Below are 17,099 nucleotides of genomic sequence, written 5' to 3'. Positions count from 1 at the left end.
CGGGGCCATTTATTTTTGAAATATCAATTAGATATCGAGGTTTGCAACGCTCAGCGCATTCTCCTGGATGAATTCGCGCCGCGGCTCGACTTCATCGCCCATCAGTCGAGCAAACAGGCCGTCGGCATCGGTGGCGTCGTTAACCCTGACCTGCAACAGCGAACGAACATTCGGATCGAGCGTCGTTTCCCACAGCTGCTCGGCATTCATCTCGCCAAGACCCTTGTAGCGCTGCATGGTGAGGCCCTTGCGGCCGCTTGCGAAGATCGCGTCGAGCAGGGCGCGCGGGCCAGAGATTTCGACGTCGCCTTCGCGGCGATGCAGCGACGGCGGCGTCTGATAGATTTCCTTGAGGCGTGCCGTCAGCTGGTCGATATGACGGGCATCCGAGGAACCGATCAGCGCCATGTCGAGCACGACGAGTTCCCTGACGCCGCGGACCATGCGCTCCAGGCGCAGACCGCCATCGGTTGTCACATCGCCCCGCCAGCCGCGCTCGGTTTCCTCGGCGATGATGTCGAGGCGTCCAGCCACTTCGTTTGCCAGCGCCAGCGCTCTCGCCGGATCGCTGGCGAGCTCGGCATTGAGGGCGCCGGCAATCGCCGCTTGTTCGACGGCGGAACGATTGTAGCGCGAATGGAGATTGTCGAGCAGCGCGCGCATACGCAGAGCATCGAGGATGACCTCGCGCAGATCCTGGCCGGCGCGAACTTCGCCGCTGCCGAGCCTCAGCGAAGCATCTTCCAGGCCCTGGCTGATGAGATATTCTTCGAGCGCCTTCTCATCCTTCAGATATTGCACCGACTTGCCGCGCGAGACCTTATAGAGCGGCGGCTGGGCGATATAGAGGTGACCGCGCTCGATCAGTTGCGGCATCTGGCGGAAGAAGAAAGTGAGTAGCAGGGTGCGAATATGGGCGCCGTCGACGTCAGCGTCCGTCATGATGATGATCTTGTGGTAGCGCAGCTTTTCGACATTGAACTCGTCCTTGCCGATGCCGGTACCGAGCGCGGTGATCAATGTGCCGATTTCCTGGCTCGACAGCATCTTGTCGAAACGGGCGCGTTCGACGTTCAGGATCTTGCCGCGCAGCGGCAGGATCGCCTGATTTTCGCGCGAGCGGCCCTGCTTGGCCGAACCGCCGGCAGAATCGCCCTCGACGAGGAAGACCTCGGATTTTGTCGGATCACGCTCGGAGCAGTCAGCGAGCTTACCCGGCAGCGAAGCGATATCGAGTGCGCCCTTGCGGCGGGTCAACTCGCGGGCCTTGCGGGCCGCTTCGCGTGCGGCGGCGGCCTCGACGACCTTGCCGACGAGAATCTTGGCTTCGCTCGGATGTTCTTCGAACCAGGTGTTCAGCGCCTCGTTGACGAGACTTTCGACAACAGGACGGACTTCCGAGGAAACGAGCTTATCCTTGGTCTGCGAGGAGAATTTCGGATCCGGCACCTTGACCGACAGAACCGCCGTCAGGCCTTCGCGGCAATCTTCGCCCTGCAGCGTTACCTTTTCCCTTTTGGTGATGCCGGAACTGTCGGCATAGGAAACGACCTGGCGCGTCAGCGCCGCGCGGAAGCCGGCCATATGCGTGCCGCCGTCGCGCTGAGGGATGTTGTTGGTGAAGCACAGCACGTTCTCATGATAGCTGTCGTTCCACCACATCGCGACTTCGACGGTGATGCCGTCCTTTTCGCCATGGATGGCAACCGGCTTGTCGACGAGCGACTTCTTGGCGCGGTCCAGATAGGCGACGAAAGCCTCGAGGCCGCCGTCATAACGCAGTTCTTCCTGCTTGATATCGGAATGGCGCTTATCGGTCAGCAGGATGCGGACGCCTGAATTCAGGAAGGCGAGTTCGCGAAGGCGATGCTCGAGCGTGCCGTAGTCGAACTCCGTCATGGTGAAGGTGTCGGTGCTCGGCATGAAGCTCACTTCCGTGCCGGTTTCATTCGGCGCGTCGCCGGTAACCTTCAGCGGAGCATCGGCCACGCCATGGGTGAAGCTCATTTCATGGATCTTGTCGTGACGGCGGATCTTCAGCTTCAGCCAGACGGACAGCGCGTTGACAACGGAGACGCCGACGCCGTGCAGGCCGCCGGAAACCTTGTAGGAATTCTGGTCGAACTTACCGCCGGCATGAAGCTGCGTCATGATGACTTCAGCCGCCGACACGCCTTCACCGGTGTGAATGTCCGTCGGGATGCCGCGACCGTTGTCGGTGACGGTCACCGAGCCATCCGGATTGAGGGTGACGGTGACGATGTCGGCATGGCCGGCAAGCGCCTCGTCGATGGCGTTGTCGACGACTTCATAGACCATGTGATGAAGGCCGGAGCCATCGTCGGTATCGCCGATATACATGCCGGGGCGTTTGCGCACGGCATCGAGGCCCTTCAGAACCTTGATGGAATCTGCGCCATATTCGGTGCTTACGCCGTTTTCCGTCGCGGATGTATCGCTCATTCTGTCGAGATTTTCCCTGTTGTCGTAAAGCTGCGGCGCGCCTTGCGAATCACCGGCTTTCTTCACTCTCGTATATAGGTTTTTTGAACCCACTTCCCAATGGCAAGCCCCTAAAACAAGGCATAAAACAGGGGATTACGACGCTTTTCCGTCGCCTTTGCCGCTATTTTCGAGAAGAGCCGATAGCCGGCCTATCTCAGCACTGTCAAGGCTGCGAATCCGCCGGGCCAGCCGGTTGGCAAATTCGGTATATTCGGGGGGCAGGCCGGAGGTGTCGATCACGACGCGCGGGTCCGACGAGCGGGCGAGCAGGAACAGTTCCTCGGCCTCATCCCAGATGATGTTGAAATAACCGGCGATGCGCTGCAGCAGATCGAATGTCGGCAAACCACGCTTTCCATGTTCGAGCGCCGAGAGATAGGCAGGAGAGACATTCAGTGCTTCCGCCATCTCCTTCTGCGAGACGCCCTTGCGCGCCCGCAACCTGCGAACCGCCTCTCCGAAGGGTGTCATGACCTTTCCCCATGCCGCCGCGACAAGCGAATGTAGAGCGCGCCCTCACCGCCATGATGCTGTGCGGCCGGCTCATAGGAGGAGATCAGGTAGCGGAATTCGGGCTTTGAGAACCAGAGAGGCACGGCCCGCTTCAACGCGCCCTCGCTGCCCATGGAGCTGCCCTTGCCCGTAATGACCAGCACATGGCGCATGCCGCGCTCGTGGGCGCGGATCAGGAAATCGAGAAGGATGGCATGAGCCTGGCTCTGCACCAGGCCGTGCAGGTCGATCCGCGCTTCGAGCGCCAGCCGGCCCTTGGCGATCTTACGCTTGACCGGCTTTTCCAGCGGATGATGCACCCCGGCCGATGGCTTCGCCATTGACGGTGCTGTCGGCTGCAGCGGCATAAGTGTGGCGGGCGTCTGCTTTTCCTGTTCCCGTTCGGCCGCCGCCTCGGCTTCGGCAAGAAAGGCATCGAGTTCGGTCAACGCCCCCGCCTTCCCGGGCATCGGCCGCGTACTGCGGGCAACCTTGCCCCAGAGGATTCTCTCATCGGCGCTCAGCTTGCGATCCCTGGCCATCAATCGAATCTTCCGGCGGCGGCATTGGGAATGAGGATGGTGAAATCGGCGTCGTTGCGGACGGTGCCGGCACTTTCCCCGGCCATGTCCCCTGAGCCCGTGAAGATATCACCCCGCGCCGGCCCGATAATCGCCGAGCCGGTATCGAGCGCCAGCATCAGCCGGCGGAACGGCCGGCCCTGGTCGAGATGGGTGAGGTTTTCGGCGCGAATGAAAAAGGGAAAGCCGAAGGTATGGATCATCCGGTCGACCGCAAGCGCTCGACCGGCGAGAAGCGGCACCTTGGCGGCCGCGATCGGACCTGCCTGCGGATCGGCAACCGGTGCATCACGGAAGAAAATATAAGAGCGATTATGCCATAACACTTCGTCGACGCGCTCGGGATTGCGCGCCAGCCAGGCACGGATCGCCTGCATCGAAACCTCCGCCCGATCGATCTCGCCGCGCTCGATCAGCAGCTTGCCGATCGCCGAGAAAACATGGCCGGCCTTCGCCGCATAGGTGATGCGGCCGATACGACCATCCTTATAACGCAGGCGGGCAGCACCCTGCACATGCACGAAGAAGACATCGACCTTCGACTTCGCCCAGGCGATTTCGAGGCCGCGGCCCTTGAGAAACCCCTGATCGATGGCGCGGCGGTCCGGATAGGCAGCGATGCGGCCGTCATGCAGGCGGCCGAAAGCATAGTCGCTGTCGAGCTCGACGGGGCGATTGGCGTCGTGGAGATCGATCAGATCGTCCGGACGCCGGTAGAAAGGAAAACGGAAAATATCGTCCGGACGCTCCGACACGTCGATATCAGGTTCGTAGAAGGCGGTGACGAAGCCGGAATTGCCATCCTTGCGGCGAATCAGAAAAGGCCGACAGTGCGTCTCGAAAAAGGCGCGCGCCGACGCCGGAGATGACGGAGTGAAATCTTCGGCGGCTGCGAGAAGCGGAAGCAGATCTTCCGAGCTCAGGCCAAGCGATCCGGTGCGGTACGGTTTGACATCGGTGATCTGCCGTCGGCAGCTTCGCATCACTTCAAAAAGGCCGGAAGGATCATCATCCTTCCAGCCTTCCAGAGTGTCGAAGCTTATGGCCTGCAGGACGAAGTCCGATGCGTGGTCACTCATGTTCCGATTCGGTCGCCACGAGTTTCCAGTTCGGATCGCGCGAACGGGTGTCGCGAGCAAAGGTCCAGACGTCGTTGACCTCGGCGACGTTTTCGGCGTCGCCTTCGATCAGCACATCCGCCTTGTCGTAGGTGGCCGATATCAGCTGGCTGGCGATGCGCACGGTGATCTGCGCTTCGCTGCCCTTTGTTTCCGCATGGGTGATTTCGGCCTTGTCGATGCCGACGAAAGTCGACTTCACCTTCTCGCCCCGGGCTTCGCGCTCGCCGATCGCCGCATCGAAGCCGTCATAGACTTCGCGGGACAGCAGGTTCTTCAGCGTTTTCCGGTCGCCATCGGCATAGGCCATGACGATCATCTCGTAAGCCATGCGGGCGCCGTTCAGAAACTCCTTCGGGCTGAAGGCGGGATCGGCCTTGCTCAGCGCACGCAGCGATTCGTTGAGCGGCGTTCCGGGCGCCGCGAAAGCATCGATGGCGGCGAAGCGATCTTCGTCCTCCGTCGTCGCATCACGCCGCGGCAGCGTCACGACCTTGCCGGCATCGGCGGCTTCGGCCGGAGCCGCATCCCGCGGCGTATAGAGATCGCGCGGCGGCTTCTCATTTCCGGTACGGCGCCCGAGCACGGAGCGGAGCTGAAAGAAAATCAGCACAGCCGCCACCAGGAAAAATAATGTGATGAAGTCGTTCGAACTCATATCGTATCGCAGCCGCCGTTAACATCTCTGATTTGTACTCCCATATAGTCTGCCTATACAGATGATTCAAATGATCGCTGGCATCTTCGCCAGCGCCAAGAGGAGACCGGCGAGCCCGGGACATGACCGACATGCGTTTTTCGATCCTGCCAGCCTTCATTCTGCTGCTGCCGCTCGCCGAAATTGCCGGTTTTGTCGTCGTCGGCCAGGCTATCGGATTGTGGCTGACGCTGGCGCTCGTGATGCTGGGTTTCGTTATCGGCGTGGTTCTGCTGCGCCGGCAGGGCATCGGTATTTTGCGCCGCATGTCGAGCGAAGGACGAAATGGGGCGATGCCGGGCCGCGACCTGCTGCGGCCGGCGATGAACGTCATCGCCTCTCTGCTCCTGATCATTCCCGGCTTCCTGTCCGATATCATCGCGATCCTCATTCTCATTCCGCCGGTGCGCGATCTCGTCTGGCGGGCGATCGCCAAACGCTTCGTCGTCGTCAATGCCAAGGGCGGCTCTTCCTCCGGTCCGCAACCCGATTTCCGCGACCGCAAGCCGAACTCGAAGGTGGTCGATCTCGACGAGGAGGACTATCATAGAGAGCCGGATCGCAACTCGCCGTGGTCCGGCAAGCATCTTAGCGATTGAGGCACTGCGGCTGATCAACCGGGCCAAGCGCCCAGGGTTGTAAGCCCTTCCCTGAAATGTTAGATGGCGGCACCATTCCCATGCCCCTCGAGGAAAAGCCAATGGCAGACGATAACAACAGCAACGGTGCGGCCAACCCCACCCTTTCGATCCTTGCGCAATATACCAAGGATCTGTCCTTCGAAAATCCGGGTGCGCCGCGTTCGCTGCAGGCCCGCGACAAGGCGCCGACGATCAATATCAATGTGAACGTCAACGCCAACCCGCTTTCCGATACGGATTTCGATGTCGTGCTGTCGCTGAATGCCGAAGCCAAGGACGGCGACAAGACGGTTTTCCATGCCGAACTCACCTATGGCGGCGTTTTCCGCGTTGCCGGTTTCCCGCAGGAACACATGCTGCCGGTTCTCTTCATCGAGTGCCCGCGCATGCTCTTCCCCTTCGCCCGTCAGATCATCGCCGACGTCACCCGCAATGGTGGTTTCCCGCCGCTGATGATCGACCCGATCGACTTCACGCAAATGTTCGCTCAGCGCGTTGCCGAAGAACAGGCCCGCGCCAAGGTTCAGGCCGTTCCGAACTGACCGGCTCTTTCTTGTCTGAAATGCGGATGCCCGGGCTGGTCCCGGGCATTTTCAGTTGAGGACCGGTTTAATCGAGGTTGGCGTATTTCGCCCAGACGCTTTTTTCACCGAGCTTGGCGACGAGCGCCTCATGCGCCTGCTCCTCGGTTTGGTTGAGGCGCGGGGCGAGCGGCCGGGGCCGTTCGAGCACGGCGGCAATCACCACATCGTCTTCCATCCCCGTGTCACCGCGAGCTGCCTGGTTGGATTTGCCGACCATGCCGAGGCCAAGGGCTGCCTGTCTGCCGCCGATCATCTCGATATAGACTTCGGCAAGCAGTTCGGAGTCGAGCAGCGCGCCGTGTTTGGTCCGGTGCGAATTATCGATGCCGTAGCGCCGGCAAAGCGCATCGAGCGAATTCGGCCCCATCGGATGTTTGCGCCGCGCCATCGACAGCGTGTCGAGCACCCTTTCCGGCAGGATTGGCGGTAAACCGATCCGCGCGAATTCCGCGTTGATGAAGCCCATATCGAAGGTGGCGTTATGGGCAATCCACTTCGCATCGCCGAAGAAGGTAAGGATTTGTTCGGCAACCTCGGCGAAAGGCTGCTTGTCCTTCAGGAATTCATCGGTAATGCCGTGCACGGCTAGCGCATCCGGATGAACCTTCTGATCTCCAGGATTGATGAAGATATGGATCGTGTTGCCCGTGGGGAAATGATTGAAGAGCTCGATGCCGCCGATTTCGATGATGCGGTCGGCGCGGTTGTCGAGGCCGGTGGTTTCCGTATCGAAGATGATCTCACGCATTCCGGAAATCTCCCTTGGCAATCCGCGTTTTCAGGTCGGCGACGATCTCGAACACCCGTCCCCTCGTCGTCGCGATACTGTGACTGGTGTCGATCAGATAATCGGCCCGCCGCCGTTTTTCCGTGTCCGGCGTCTGGCGGGAGAGAATCATGTCGAATTTTTCCTCGGTCATGCCTTCGCGCGCAAGCACCCTTTGGCGCTGAATCTGTGGATCAGTGCTGACGACGACGATGACATCCACTCTTGCCTCGGCGCCGGTTTCGAAAAGTAATGGAATATCGAGCAATACCATGTCGGCGCCGGCGGCGCGTTGTCGCTTCAGAAATTCCGTCTCGCGTTTGCGAACCAGCGGATGGACGATCGCTTCCAGGCGTTTGAAGCCGTCAGGATCAAGAGCGAGCTGGCGGCCGAGTTCACGCCGGTCGACTGCTCCATCCTTCATCGTGCCGGGGAAGGCGGCATTCACCAGGGGTGCAGCCTCGCCGGCATAGAGCTCGTGGACCACGGCATCGGAATCGTTCACCGGGATTCCGGCATCGGCGAAGAGCTTTGCCGCCGTCGATTTTCCCATTCCGATGGAGCCGGTGAGACCAATCTTCAGCATCAGTGTGCTTCCATATCCGCGATGATGAGCGCGCGCAGCGCCGCGTCAACGATGGGACGCTGACCGAACCATTTCTCGAATCCGGGCACGGCCTGGTGCAAGAGCATGCCGAGACCATCGACGGTCGAAAATCCTTGCTCTTCCGCCTGCGTCAGGATCGGCGTCTTCAAGGGCACATAGACGATATCGGTGACAACGGCATCGGCTGCAAGAGGCGAGAAATCGAGTTGCGGCGCCGCCTCGCCGTCCATGCCGAGCGAGGTGGTATTGATGAAGAGGCCGGCGCCTCTCATCACCTCGGCAAGCGCCCCGGCCGGGTGGGCCCGAACACGCGGGCCAAAACGACCTGCGAGTTCACGCGCGCGTTCGACGGTACGGTTGACGACGTGGATCTCTTTGAAACCGCGATCACGGACTGCCTGGATGATCGCCCGGCTGGCGCCGCCGGCGCCAAAGACGACGGCCGTGCCATGTCGGTCCCAGCCCGGATGGCGTTCGTCGAGATTGGCGATGAAACCGCGACCGTCGGTATTCGTCGCGTGCAAAGCGCCATCCTCCAGCCAGAGCGTGTTGGCGGCGCCGAGTTCGTGCGATAGCGCGTCCGGCTTGTCGGCGAGCCGGAACGCCAATTCCTTGTGGGGAATGGTGACATTGCCTCCGGTAAAGCCGGAACTGCCATCCTTCAGCGCACCGACGAAATCGGCAAAGGCCTCGGGTGCCACTTCATGAGCGCGGTAGCTGCCCGGCAGACCGAGCGTCTTCAGCCAATATCCGTGGATCAGTGGTGAGCGCGAATGCTTGATGGGAAAGCCCGTGACAAACGCTTTCGGTCCCAATGTTTCACGTGAATCACCCATCGATCGCTCCGAGTTCTCGCAATTTTTTTAAGAGCGGCAGCATCGGCAAGCCGAGAATGGTGAAATAATCGCCCTCGATCTTTTCGAAGAGCTGGATGCCCTCCCCCTCCAATTGATAGGCGCCGACGCTGGAAAGCGCCCGTTCGCCAACCCGCGCCAGATGTCTGGCGATGAACTCCACCGTCAGCGGCCGCATCGTCAATTCCGCATGCGCAAGATGTTCCCACAAGACCACGCCGTCGCTGACGATCGCGACGGCGCTGTTCAATCGGTGGGTTACGCCGGAAAGAGCTTGAAGGTGATTCGCCGCGTCGGCCAGGTCCTTCGGCTTGTGGAAGACGCTGTCGCCGAGCGACATTGTTTGATCCGAACCGATGACCAGGCTATCCGGAAAACGGCTGCTGACTTCCTCCGCCTTGGCCCTGGCCAGGACGAGGGCCACGGCATCAGGCTTGGTGCCGGCTTTTTCCAGCGGCGCTTCGACGGCCCGTTCATCGATCCTTGCGGCATGCGCCTCGAAGGACAGACCTGCATTTTCCATCAGCATCCGGCGAAAGGGGCTCGACGATGCAAGGATGAGTTTCGGTGTCATGGGTTCCTCGGCGTGCCGGCTTTTCGCCAGCGCTTAGCGCAGCTTCGGCCGCAGGGCAACGATTGCCGCGGCTGTTTCCTCGATTGAGCGGCGGGTGACGTCGATCAGCGGCCAGTTATGACGAGCGCAAAGCGAGCGGGCATATTTCAGCTCCTCCGAAATCGCGGCGCGATCGGTGTAGTGTTCGCGATCGAAGCCCTGCGTCACCCCGAGCACACGATTTTCCCGCACCTGGGAAATGCGGTCGGTGGTGGCGATCAGGCAGACAATCAGCGGCTTGCTTGCGACGAAGAGGCTCTCCGGCAATGGCACGCCATAGACGATCGGAATGTTCGCCGTCTTGATGCCTCGGTTGGCGAGGTAGATGCTGGTCGGTGTTTTCGATGTACGGCTGATACCGATGATCACGACATCGGCGTCATTGTAATCGTCGGGCATCTGGCCGTCATCGTGATCCATGGTGAAATTCAGCGCTTCGATGCGCGCGAAGTAGCCGGCATTCATCACATGCTGAGCTCCGACCCGACGGCGCGACGGCGCGCCGAGATAGATCTGGAAGGCATTCATCACCGGCTCCAGCACATTCACCGAGGCGACGCCCATCTCGATGCAGCGCTCATCGATCAGGCTCGCAAGCTCCCGGTCGACAATGGTGTAGAGTACGATGCCGGGGGCGTCATCGATCGCCTGCAGAACCGGCAGCAGTTGCTTGCGATTGCGGATCAACGGATAGACATGTTCGATCGGCTGCGCCGATCTGAACTGCGCCGACGCGGCGCGCCCGGCGGAGATCAGAGTCTCTCCGGTTGAGTCAGAAATCAGATGCAGATGAAAGAAGTTCGTTCTGTTCTCCACGCTATTTTCCGCTGCCTGTTGAAAACACTGGATGAAACAGAGCTACGGCGGCGAGGCAGTCTCCGGCAAGGGAAAACATGCCTCTTTATCCACATTTCGGATTTTGCCGAACGGTTTCCGTTGGCCCTGTGGACGACGGGGAAGGGCTGGGCTTCTTGAAACCTCGTCCACAGCCTTTCCACAGCTACGAGAAAAATTGCCGAGCTGGAAGGATTTGGAATCATTTTCGGATTCGGCTTCTCCCCGAAATTTGGACGAGATGGACAAATCTTTCCGATGTTGTTTTGCAGGCGCGCAACAAATGGCATCGGCGGTGGATGGATTTTAATCCTTGATAGTCACCGACTCTAAGAAATAGAAACCTTTTAAAATATCTTTGTTATTTTATAGGGAAGAAGCGCTTGAGCGATACGCGCCGAAAGATCATGAGGGTTTTGAGTGGCGAAAGCCTCTCCCCTCCTCCTCTCTGGCTGATGAGACAGGCAGGACGTTATCTCCCGGAATATCGGGAGACGCGGGCGAAGGCAGGGAGTTTTCTGGATCTCTGCTATACGCCTGACCATGCCGTCGAAGTGACGTTGCAGCCGATCCGCCGCTATGGCTTCGATGCGGCCATTCTGTTTTCCGATATCCTGGTCATCCCAGACGCGATGAAGCGGAATGTCCGGTTCACCGAGGGCCATGGCCCGGAGATGGATCCGATCGATGAAGCGGGTATCGGCAGTTTGAACGGCGAAGAGGTTGTCGATTATCTCAGGCCGGTTCTGGAGACGGTGCGGCGGCTGCGTGAAGAGTTGCCAGTGGAGACGACGCTGCTCGGCTTCTGCGGCGCGCCATGGACGGTAGCGACCTACATGATCGCCGGTCACGGCACGCCGGATCAGGCCCCTGCCCGTCTCTTCGCCTACAAGCATCCCCGCGCTTTCGAGCATCTGCTGATGCTGCTTGCCGACGTATCGGCCGATTATCTCGTCGCCCAGATCGATGCCGGCGCCGATGCCGTGCAGATCTTCGATTCCTGGGCTGGTGTTCTCGGCGAGAAGGAGTTCGAGGCGTTCGCGATCAGGCCGGTTGCGCGGATGATCGCTTCGGTCAAATCACAACGGCCACATGCTCGCATCATCGCTTTTGCCAAGGGCGCCGGCTACCAGCTGAAAACCTATCGACAGAAGACGGGCGCAGATGCAATTGGCCTCGACTGGTCGGTTCCGCTGGCCTTTGCAGCCGAACTTCAGAAAGACGGACCGGTTCAGGGCAACCTCGATCCGATGCGCGTCGTTGCCGGCGGCCGGGCGCTGGAGGAAGGCATCGATGATATTCTGCAGCATCTCGGCAATGGTCCGCTGATCTTCAATCTCGGTCACGGCATTACACCGCAGGCCGACCCCGAGCATGTGCGTCTGCTGGTGGATCGTGTGCGAGGCGGGGCGTGACGATGGAAAAGCAGACCGATCGGAGATCTGGCGCTTACGCCCGGCGCCGGGCTCATTTTGCGCTGGCCTTCTTTGCGCTGATGGCGATCGGGCTTTTTGCCTGGAACCCCGATAATCTCTACCTCTGGATCAAGGCGCTGCATATCATCGCGGTCATTTCCTGGATGGCCGGGCTGTTTTATATGCCGAGGCTGTTCATCTATCACACCGATGCGGAGCCCGGCTCGGTGCAGTCGGAAACCTTCAAGGTGATGGAGCGTCGGCTGCTTCGGATCATCATGACGCCGGCGATGATGTTGACGTGGATTTTTGGCCTCTATCTCGCCTGGTCGGTTTATGGATTCCAGGGCGGCTGGCTGCATGCCAAGATCGGTCTCGTCATACTGCTGACCGGTGTTCATATATTCTTCAGCCGCGCCGTCAGGGCCTTCGAGCGGGATGAAAATCGCCGCTCGGCGCGCTATTGGCGGTTCATGAACGAAGCCCCGACATTGCTGATGATCCTGATCGTCATCCTTGTCGTGGTGAAGCCGTTCTGAGGAAAATCGTCCTCAGGTTAAATTTGCTTCATTTTAAACAGCCCTCTTGCGGCAGCGATTGTGAGTCGCTATTTTCCGCGCATCTCATCTACGTGGCATGTGTGTAGAGTTCAGTCGTCTGCGAGCCCTTTCGCGGTACCGAATACGACCCAACATCGCCTTTCCCCTTTGAAATTGAAAAGAGTATTGGTCACTTCATGGCTGAAATGAAGCTTCAGGAACTTAAGAGTAAATCCCCGACGGATCTGCTGGCATTTGCCGAATCGCTCGAGGTCGAGAATGCAAGCACGATGCGCAAGCAGGAACTGATGTTTGCGATCCTCAAGATGCTTGCCAGCCAGGATGTCGAAATCATCGGCGAAGGCGTCGTCGAGGTGCTGCAGGACGGTTTCGGCTTCCTGCGGTCGCCCAATGCGAACTACCTGCCGGGCCCGGACGATATTTATATCTCTCCGTCGCAGATCCGCCGTTTTTCGCTGAAAACCGGCGATACCGTCGAAGGCCCGATCCGTGGACCGAAGGAAGGCGAGCGCTATTTCGCGCTGCTCAAGGTCAACACCATCAATTTCGACGATCCGGAACAGATCCGGCACAAGGTCCATTTCGACAATCTGACGCCGCTCTATCCGAACGAGCGCTTCAAGATGGAACTGGATATTCCCACCACCAAGGATCTGTCGCCACGTGTGATTGACCTGGTGGCGCCGCTCGGCAAGGGCCAGCGTGGATTGATCGTCGCGCCGCCGCGTACCGGTAAAACCGTGTTGTTGCAGAACATCGCGCATTCGATCACCGCCAACCATCCGGAGTGCTATCTGATCGTCCTGCTGATCGATGAACGCCCCGAAGAAGTGACCGACATGCAGCGCTCGGTTCGCGGCGAGGTTATCTCGTCGACCTTCGACGAACCAGCCGTCCGTCACGTGCAGGTGGCCGAGATGGTCATCGAGAAAGCCAAGCGCCTTGTCGAACACGGACGCGACGTTGTCATCCTGCTCGATTCGATCACGCGCTTGGGCCGTGCCTATAACACGGTCGTTCCCTCGTCAGGCAAGGTCCTGACGGGCGGTGTGGACGCCAACGCTCTGCAGCGGCCGAAGCGCTTCTTCGGCGCGGCGCGTAACATCGAGGAAGGCGGCTCTTTGACGATCATCGCGACGGCGCTGATCGATACCGGCAGCCGCATGGATGAAGTGATCTTCGAAGAATTCAAGGGCACGGGCAACTCGGAAATCGTCCTCGATCGCAAGGTCGCCGATAAGCGCATCTTCCCGGCAATGGACATCCTGAAGTCCGGCACGCGCAAGGAGGACCTTCTCGTTCCGCGCCAGGATCTGCAGAAGATCTTCGTGCTCCGCCGCATCCTTGCTCCGATGGGCACGACCGATGCGGTCGAATTCCTTATCGACAAGCTCAAGCAGACAAAGAACAATTCCGACTTCTTCGAATCGATGAACACATAATCCTTAGCCGGATTCACCTTATGAGAGCTGGAGGCATCGTCATGATGTCGCCAGCTTTTCTATTTGAGAGGAATCGATTTCGATTCCAACGGACCAAGCGATATGGCCATGTTGAATGATACCATATATGCGCTATCGAGCGGTGCCCTGCCTTCGGGTGTTTCAGTCGTTCGAATCAGCGGCGCGCTAACCAGAGCCATATTGGTGCAGCTGGTCGGATCCGTTCCGGCAGCCCGGCATGCATCTCACCGAACGATTCGGACTCGTAACAATCAGCCGATCGATAGCGGCCTTGTGCTGTTTTTCCCTGCTCCGAATTCGTTTACCGGCGAAGATGTTGCCGAGCTGCAGATCCACGGCAGCAGAGCCGTGCTGGCGGCGCTGTTTCACGCGCTTGGCGATATTCCAGGTGTTCGGATGGCGGTCGAGGGTGAGTTCTCCCGCCGGGCTTTCGAGAACGGCAAACTTGATCTCGTCGAGGTGGAGGGGCTGGCCGACCTCATTGGCGCTGAGACCGAAATGCAGCGGCGCCTTGCGGTCGAACATAGCGCAGGCGGGCTTTCTGCAATTTACGATTCGTGGGCGGAACGATTAACGCGCGCTCGGGCGCTGATCGAGGCGGAGCTTGATTTCCCTGACGAGGATGACGTCCCAGGGTCGGTATCGGATGCGGTCTGGGCCGATATGGCGAAGCTTCGCGGCGATATCGAGGATCACCTGGCGGCAGCTTCGGCCGGCGAGATTATCCGAGACGGCTTCAAGGTGGTCATCGCCGGCGCTCCGAACGCTGGAAAATCGAGCCTATTGAACGCTCTGGCGCGTCGAGACGTCGCAATCGTGACGGAGATTGCCGGAACCACCCGCGATGTCCTGCAGGTTGATCTCGACATTGATGGCTACCTGATCAAGCTCTATGACACTGCGGGTCTTCGCGAGGCGGATGACAGAGTCGAAATGGAAGGTGTGCGGCGCGCCCGCGTGGCACTACGTGATGCCGATCTTGTCCTGTTGCTGGTCGACATGACGAAACCTCTGATTCCCGACGACTTGGAGCAGTCCTCTCCGCATGTTACTGTCGGGACAAAGAAGGATCTGACCGAAATAGCTTCGGGTCGGTATGATCTGCAGATTTCGACCGCGACGGGTGACGGTCTGCCGGAACTACGACGGTTGATCGGCGACATCGTCGAGAGACGTTTTGCCGGCTTGTCTATGGCAATCCCCAGCCGGCAGCGGCATAAGGATTCGCTAGCGAAATGTTTAGCAGCGCTTGATGCCGCCATATCGCAACCGGATGTGAATCTCGAACTGCGAACGGAGCAGCTGCGAATTGCCGCTGAGTACTTGGGCAGAATTACCGGACGAGTGGATGTCGAACAATTGCTCGGGGTGATCTTCTCGGAGTTTTGTATTGGCAAATGATTCAGGTGAAACCTATGGAGCTGCCTTCACGGTTTCACGTGAAACGCCTGCCGGATATGGAGTCTTGAATGACGGATAATGCCTTCGATGTGATTGTGATCGGTGGCGGCCATGCGGGGTCGGAGGCTGCCAGCGCAGCTGCGCGCCTCGGGGTAAAAACCGCTCTGATTACGCATAGGCGGGACACGATCGGGGTCATGTCCTGTAATCCGGCGATTGGCGGGCTGGGCAAGGGCCATCTTGTTCGGGAGATCGATGCGATGGATGGCCTGATGGGTCGCGTCGCCGATGTTGCAGGCATTCAATTTAGAATGCTCAACAAGAAGAAAGGTGCGGCTGTCCGAGGACCGCGGACGCAGGCCGATCGAAAGCTTTATCGCCTGGCGATGCTTGCGGCGATCGAAGCGACGCCTAGCCTGGATATCATCGAAGGCGATGCGTTTGATCTAGAGGTTGTCGATGGTCGCGTCGCCGGCGTGATCATGAAGGATGGTCGGATCCTGAAAGCGCCGGCGGTGGTTTTGACCACTGGCACCTTTCTGCGCGGCCTTATTCATATCGGGTCGGAAAAGACACCGGCCGGGCGTGTTGGCGAAGCGCCGTCGATTGGATTGTCCGCGACCCTCGCCCGCCTAGGACTAACGCTGGGACGTCTGAAGACTGGCACACCGGCCCGGCTGGACGGGAAGACGATCGACTGGCAATCCGTCGGTCGACAGGGGGCTGACGACGAGCGGATTCCTTTCTCCTTCATGACCGACGCGATTACCACCCAACAGATCGAATGCGGAGTCACCAGGACGACTGAAGCGACCCATCGCATCATCGTCGACAACATCATGCGCTCGGCAATGTATTCCGGGCAGATCGCAGGCGTCGGGCCTCGTTATTGCCCGTCTATCGAAGACAAGCTGGTGAAATTCGGAGAGCGGGATGGACATCAGGTCTTTCTTGAACCCGAGGGACTGGACGATGACACGGTTTATCCGAACGGAATTTCTACCTCCTTGCCGGCGGTGGTACAGGCCGAATTCATCAAAACGATTCCCGGCCTCGAAACGGCAAGAATACTGCAACCGGGCTATGCCATCGAATATGATCATGTCGATCCGAGAGAGCTGACTGTATCGCTGGAGGTTAAACGGCTGAGAGGCCTGTTTCTCGCCGGCCAGATCAATGGCACCACCGGATATGAAGAGGCGGCCGCGCAGGGATTGGCAGCCGGGCTGAATGCTGCATTGCGAAGCAGCGATTCGGATCCGTTCCATTTCAGCCGAACGAGCTCTTATATCGGCGTCATGATCGACGATCTCACGTCACGCGGCGTTACGGAGCCGTATCGAATGTTTACATCGCGCGCGGAGTATCGGCTGACTTTGCGTGCTGACAACGCCGATATGCGCTTGACGCCGCTTGCCATGCGGCTTGGATGCGTCAGTGACGCGCGAGTACAGCGATTCACATGCTATCAAGCAGAGATCGAATCCAGTCGGGCGCTGTTGCAGTCGCTGGCGGTTACACCGAATGAGGCGCGTCGCGCGGGCTTGAATATCAATCTCGATGGGCAGCGCCGAACCGCGTATGATTTGTTGTCCTATCCGAATTATGATTTCACCGCGCTCCGTCATGTTTGGCCCGAGAAGCTCGGCATGATTGGACCGAAAGTTGCGGAAGCGTTGGAAATAGAGGCGGGCTATTCGGTTTATCTAGATCGACAAGCCGCGGCGATTGCCGATCAGCAACGCGACGAGGAACGGCAGATACCGCTTGATTTCAGCTATGACGCGCTGTCCGGTCTCTCGAACGAGCTGAAGGCAAAGCTGAGCGCTGCTCGCCCTTTCAATATTGCCCAGGCTGCTATCGTTGAAGGAATGACGCCGGCGGCAATCGCATTGCTGCTTGTGCATTTGCGTCGCCTATCCACTGCCGAGCGTCATAGCGCTTGATTACAAGATTTGAGAGTCTTTC

18 protein-coding genes are annotated in these 17,099 nt (G+C 59.2%); 8 read left to right on the top strand and 10 right to left on the bottom strand.

Features of this window, described 5'->3' with window-relative positions; genetic code table 11:
* Positions 1-27: 27 nt before the first annotated feature.
* The 5 genes from gyrB to B5P46_RS31675 form a co-directional block, all read right to left on the bottom strand.
* Positions 28-2,463 (bottom strand): DNA topoisomerase (ATP-hydrolyzing) subunit B, encoded by a 2,436-nt coding sequence (gene gyrB, locus B5P46_RS31695; RefSeq protein ID WP_129422164.1) that lies wholly within the window; start codon positions 2,461-2,463, stop codon positions 28-30.
* Between the two features lie 135 nt (positions 2,464-2,598).
* A complete protein-coding gene (locus B5P46_RS31690) occupies positions 2,599-2,976 on the bottom strand; it encodes a helix-turn-helix domain-containing protein (RefSeq protein ID WP_017966000.1) in 378 nt (125 codons plus the stop codon).
* Positions 2,973-3,539: a Smr/MutS family protein gene (locus B5P46_RS31685; RefSeq protein WP_129422163.1), complete on the bottom strand. Its 567-nt coding sequence runs from the start codon at positions 3,537-3,539 to the stop codon at positions 2,973-2,975. Before B5P46_RS31685 ends, B5P46_RS31690 begins: the two co-directional genes overlap by 4 nt.
* Positions 3,539-4,657 carry a murein transglycosylase A gene (gene mltA, locus B5P46_RS31680; RefSeq protein ID WP_129422162.1) on the bottom strand — a complete coding sequence of 373 codons (1,119 nt, stop codon included), beginning with the start codon at positions 4,655-4,657 and terminating at the stop codon, positions 3,539-3,541. The genes B5P46_RS31685 and mltA overlap by 1 nt, the downstream gene beginning before the upstream one ends.
* Entirely contained in the window at positions 4,650-5,354 is a 705-nt protein-coding gene (locus tag B5P46_RS31675; RefSeq protein WP_129422161.1) for a Tim44/TimA family putative adaptor protein, read from the bottom strand. Before B5P46_RS31675 ends, mltA begins: the two co-directional genes overlap by 8 nt.
* 131 nt (positions 5,355-5,485) lie before the next feature.
* On the opposite strand from B5P46_RS31675, the gene B5P46_RS31670 reads away from it, so the two are divergent.
* Positions 5,486-5,992, top strand: coding sequence for an FxsA family protein (locus tag B5P46_RS31670; protein ID WP_129422208.1), 507 nt, complete (start codon positions 5,486-5,488; stop codon positions 5,990-5,992).
* A 101-nt stretch (positions 5,993-6,093) separates the two neighbouring features.
* Positions 6,094-6,576 (top strand): protein-export chaperone SecB, encoded by a 483-nt coding sequence (secB, locus tag B5P46_RS31665; protein ID WP_003544086.1) that lies wholly within the window; start codon positions 6,094-6,096, stop codon positions 6,574-6,576.
* Positions 6,577-6,643: 67 nt separating this feature from the next.
* Here secB and dnaQ read toward each other — a convergent pair whose 3' ends face one another.
* The 5 genes from dnaQ to B5P46_RS31640 are packed head-to-tail and all read right to left on the bottom strand — an operon-like array spanning position 6,644 to position 10,274.
* Positions 6,644-7,366 carry a DNA polymerase III subunit epsilon gene (gene dnaQ / locus B5P46_RS31660; RefSeq protein ID WP_129422160.1) on the bottom strand — a complete coding sequence of 241 codons (723 nt, stop codon included), beginning with the start codon at positions 7,364-7,366 and terminating at the stop codon, positions 6,644-6,646.
* Positions 7,359-7,970 (bottom strand): dephospho-CoA kinase, encoded by a 612-nt coding sequence (gene coaE, locus B5P46_RS31655; protein ID WP_129422159.1) that lies wholly within the window; start codon positions 7,968-7,970, stop codon positions 7,359-7,361. Before coaE ends, dnaQ begins: the two co-directional genes overlap by 8 nt.
* On the bottom strand, positions 7,970-8,827 hold the full coding sequence (locus B5P46_RS31650; RefSeq protein WP_129422158.1) for a shikimate dehydrogenase: 858 nt from the start codon (positions 8,825-8,827) through the stop codon (positions 7,970-7,972). Before B5P46_RS31650 ends, coaE begins: the two co-directional genes overlap by 1 nt.
* On the bottom strand, positions 8,820-9,419 hold the full coding sequence (locus B5P46_RS31645) for a Maf-like protein (RefSeq protein ID WP_129422157.1): 600 nt from the start codon (positions 9,417-9,419) through the stop codon (positions 8,820-8,822). Before B5P46_RS31645 ends, B5P46_RS31650 begins: the two co-directional genes overlap by 8 nt.
* A gap of 33 nt (positions 9,420-9,452) precedes the next feature.
* On the bottom strand, positions 9,453-10,274 hold the full coding sequence (locus tag B5P46_RS31640) for a pyruvate, water dikinase regulatory protein (protein ID WP_011649834.1): 822 nt from the start codon (positions 10,272-10,274) through the stop codon (positions 9,453-9,455).
* Between the two features lie 31 nt (positions 10,275-10,305).
* Here B5P46_RS31640 and B5P46_RS31635 point away from each other — a divergent pair, with 31 nt between their 5' ends.
* From B5P46_RS31635 to mnmG, 6 genes are all read left to right on the top strand, one after another.
* A complete protein-coding gene (locus B5P46_RS31635; protein WP_164986586.1) occupies positions 10,306-10,602 on the top strand; it encodes a hypothetical protein in 297 nt (98 codons plus the stop codon).
* A 73-nt stretch (positions 10,603-10,675) separates the two neighbouring features.
* The gene (gene hemE, locus B5P46_RS31630; protein WP_129422156.1) at positions 10,676-11,707 is read left to right on the top strand and encodes a uroporphyrinogen decarboxylase; all 1,032 of its coding nucleotides are present in this window, start codon (positions 10,676-10,678) and stop codon (positions 11,705-11,707) included.
* Positions 11,708-11,709: 2 nt separating this feature from the next.
* Positions 11,710-12,246, top strand: a complete 537-nt coding sequence (gene hemJ, locus B5P46_RS31625; RefSeq protein ID WP_129422155.1) for a protoporphyrinogen oxidase HemJ — start codon at positions 11,710-11,712, stop codon at positions 12,244-12,246.
* A 197-nt stretch (positions 12,247-12,443) separates the two neighbouring features.
* Complete coding sequence (gene rho, locus B5P46_RS31620) at positions 12,444-13,709, top strand: transcription termination factor Rho (RefSeq protein WP_012759538.1); 1,266 nt, start codon at positions 12,444-12,446, stop codon at positions 13,707-13,709.
* A 102-nt stretch (positions 13,710-13,811) separates the two neighbouring features.
* Positions 13,812-15,131 (top strand): tRNA uridine-5-carboxymethylaminomethyl(34) synthesis GTPase MnmE, encoded by a 1,320-nt coding sequence (gene mnmE / locus B5P46_RS31615; protein ID WP_129422154.1) that lies wholly within the window; start codon positions 13,812-13,814, stop codon positions 15,129-15,131.
* Between the two features lie 68 nt (positions 15,132-15,199).
* Positions 15,200-17,077 carry a tRNA uridine-5-carboxymethylaminomethyl(34) synthesis enzyme MnmG gene (gene mnmG, locus B5P46_RS31610; RefSeq protein WP_129422153.1) on the top strand — a complete coding sequence of 626 codons (1,878 nt, stop codon included), beginning with the start codon at positions 15,200-15,202 and terminating at the stop codon, positions 17,075-17,077.
* Positions 17,078-17,099 lie beyond the last annotated feature (22 nt).

Origin of the sequence: Rhizobium leguminosarum (assembly GCF_004123835.1) — a bacterium.
GTDB classification, from domain to species: domain Bacteria; phylum Pseudomonadota; class Alphaproteobacteria; order Rhizobiales; family Rhizobiaceae; genus Rhizobium; species Rhizobium leguminosarum_M.
This window is presented reverse-complemented; position numbering and strand designations above follow the sequence as displayed.

Bases quoted from the DNA above. Each gene is read 5' to 3' on its own strand.
- gyrB (WP_129422164.1), bottom strand. From the start codon at position 2,463: ATGAGCGATACATCCGCGACGGAAAACGGCGTAAGCACCGAATATGGC.
- B5P46_RS31690 (WP_017966000.1), bottom strand. From the start codon at position 2,976: ATGACACCCTTCGGAGAGGCGGTTCGCAGGTTGCGGGCGCGCAAGGGC.
- B5P46_RS31685 (WP_129422163.1), bottom strand. From the start codon at position 3,539: ATGGCCAGGGATCGCAAGCTGAGCGCCGATGAGAGAATCCTCTGGGGC.
- mltA (WP_129422162.1), bottom strand. From the start codon at position 4,657: ATGAGTGACCACGCATCGGACTTCGTCCTGCAGGCCATAAGCTTCGAC.
- B5P46_RS31675 (WP_129422161.1), bottom strand. From the start codon at position 5,354: ATGAGTTCGAACGACTTCATCACATTATTTTTCCTGGTGGCGGCTGTG.
- B5P46_RS31670 (WP_129422208.1), top strand. From the start codon at position 5,486: ATGCGTTTTTCGATCCTGCCAGCCTTCATTCTGCTGCTGCCGCTCGCC.
- secB (WP_003544086.1), top strand. From the start codon at position 6,094: ATGGCAGACGATAACAACAGCAACGGTGCGGCCAACCCCACCCTTTCG.
- dnaQ (WP_129422160.1), bottom strand. From the start codon at position 7,366: ATGCGTGAGATCATCTTCGATACGGAAACCACCGGCCTCGACAACCGC.
- coaE (WP_129422159.1), bottom strand. From the start codon at position 7,970: ATGCTGAAGATTGGTCTCACCGGCTCCATCGGAATGGGAAAATCGACG.
- B5P46_RS31650 (WP_129422158.1), bottom strand. From the start codon at position 8,827: ATGGGTGATTCACGTGAAACATTGGGACCGAAAGCGTTTGTCACGGGC.
- B5P46_RS31645 (WP_129422157.1), bottom strand. From the start codon at position 9,419: ATGACACCGAAACTCATCCTTGCATCGTCGAGCCCCTTTCGCCGGATG.
- B5P46_RS31635 (WP_164986586.1), top strand. From the start codon at position 10,306: ATGAAACAGAGCTACGGCGGCGAGGCAGTCTCCGGCAAGGGAAAACAT.
- hemJ (WP_129422155.1), top strand. From the start codon at position 11,710: ATGGAAAAGCAGACCGATCGGAGATCTGGCGCTTACGCCCGGCGCCGG.
- rho (WP_012759538.1), top strand. From the start codon at position 12,444: ATGGCTGAAATGAAGCTTCAGGAACTTAAGAGTAAATCCCCGACGGAT.
- mnmE (WP_129422154.1), top strand. From the start codon at position 13,812: ATGGCCATGTTGAATGATACCATATATGCGCTATCGAGCGGTGCCCTG.
- mnmG (WP_129422153.1), top strand. From the start codon at position 15,200: ATGACGGATAATGCCTTCGATGTGATTGTGATCGGTGGCGGCCATGCG.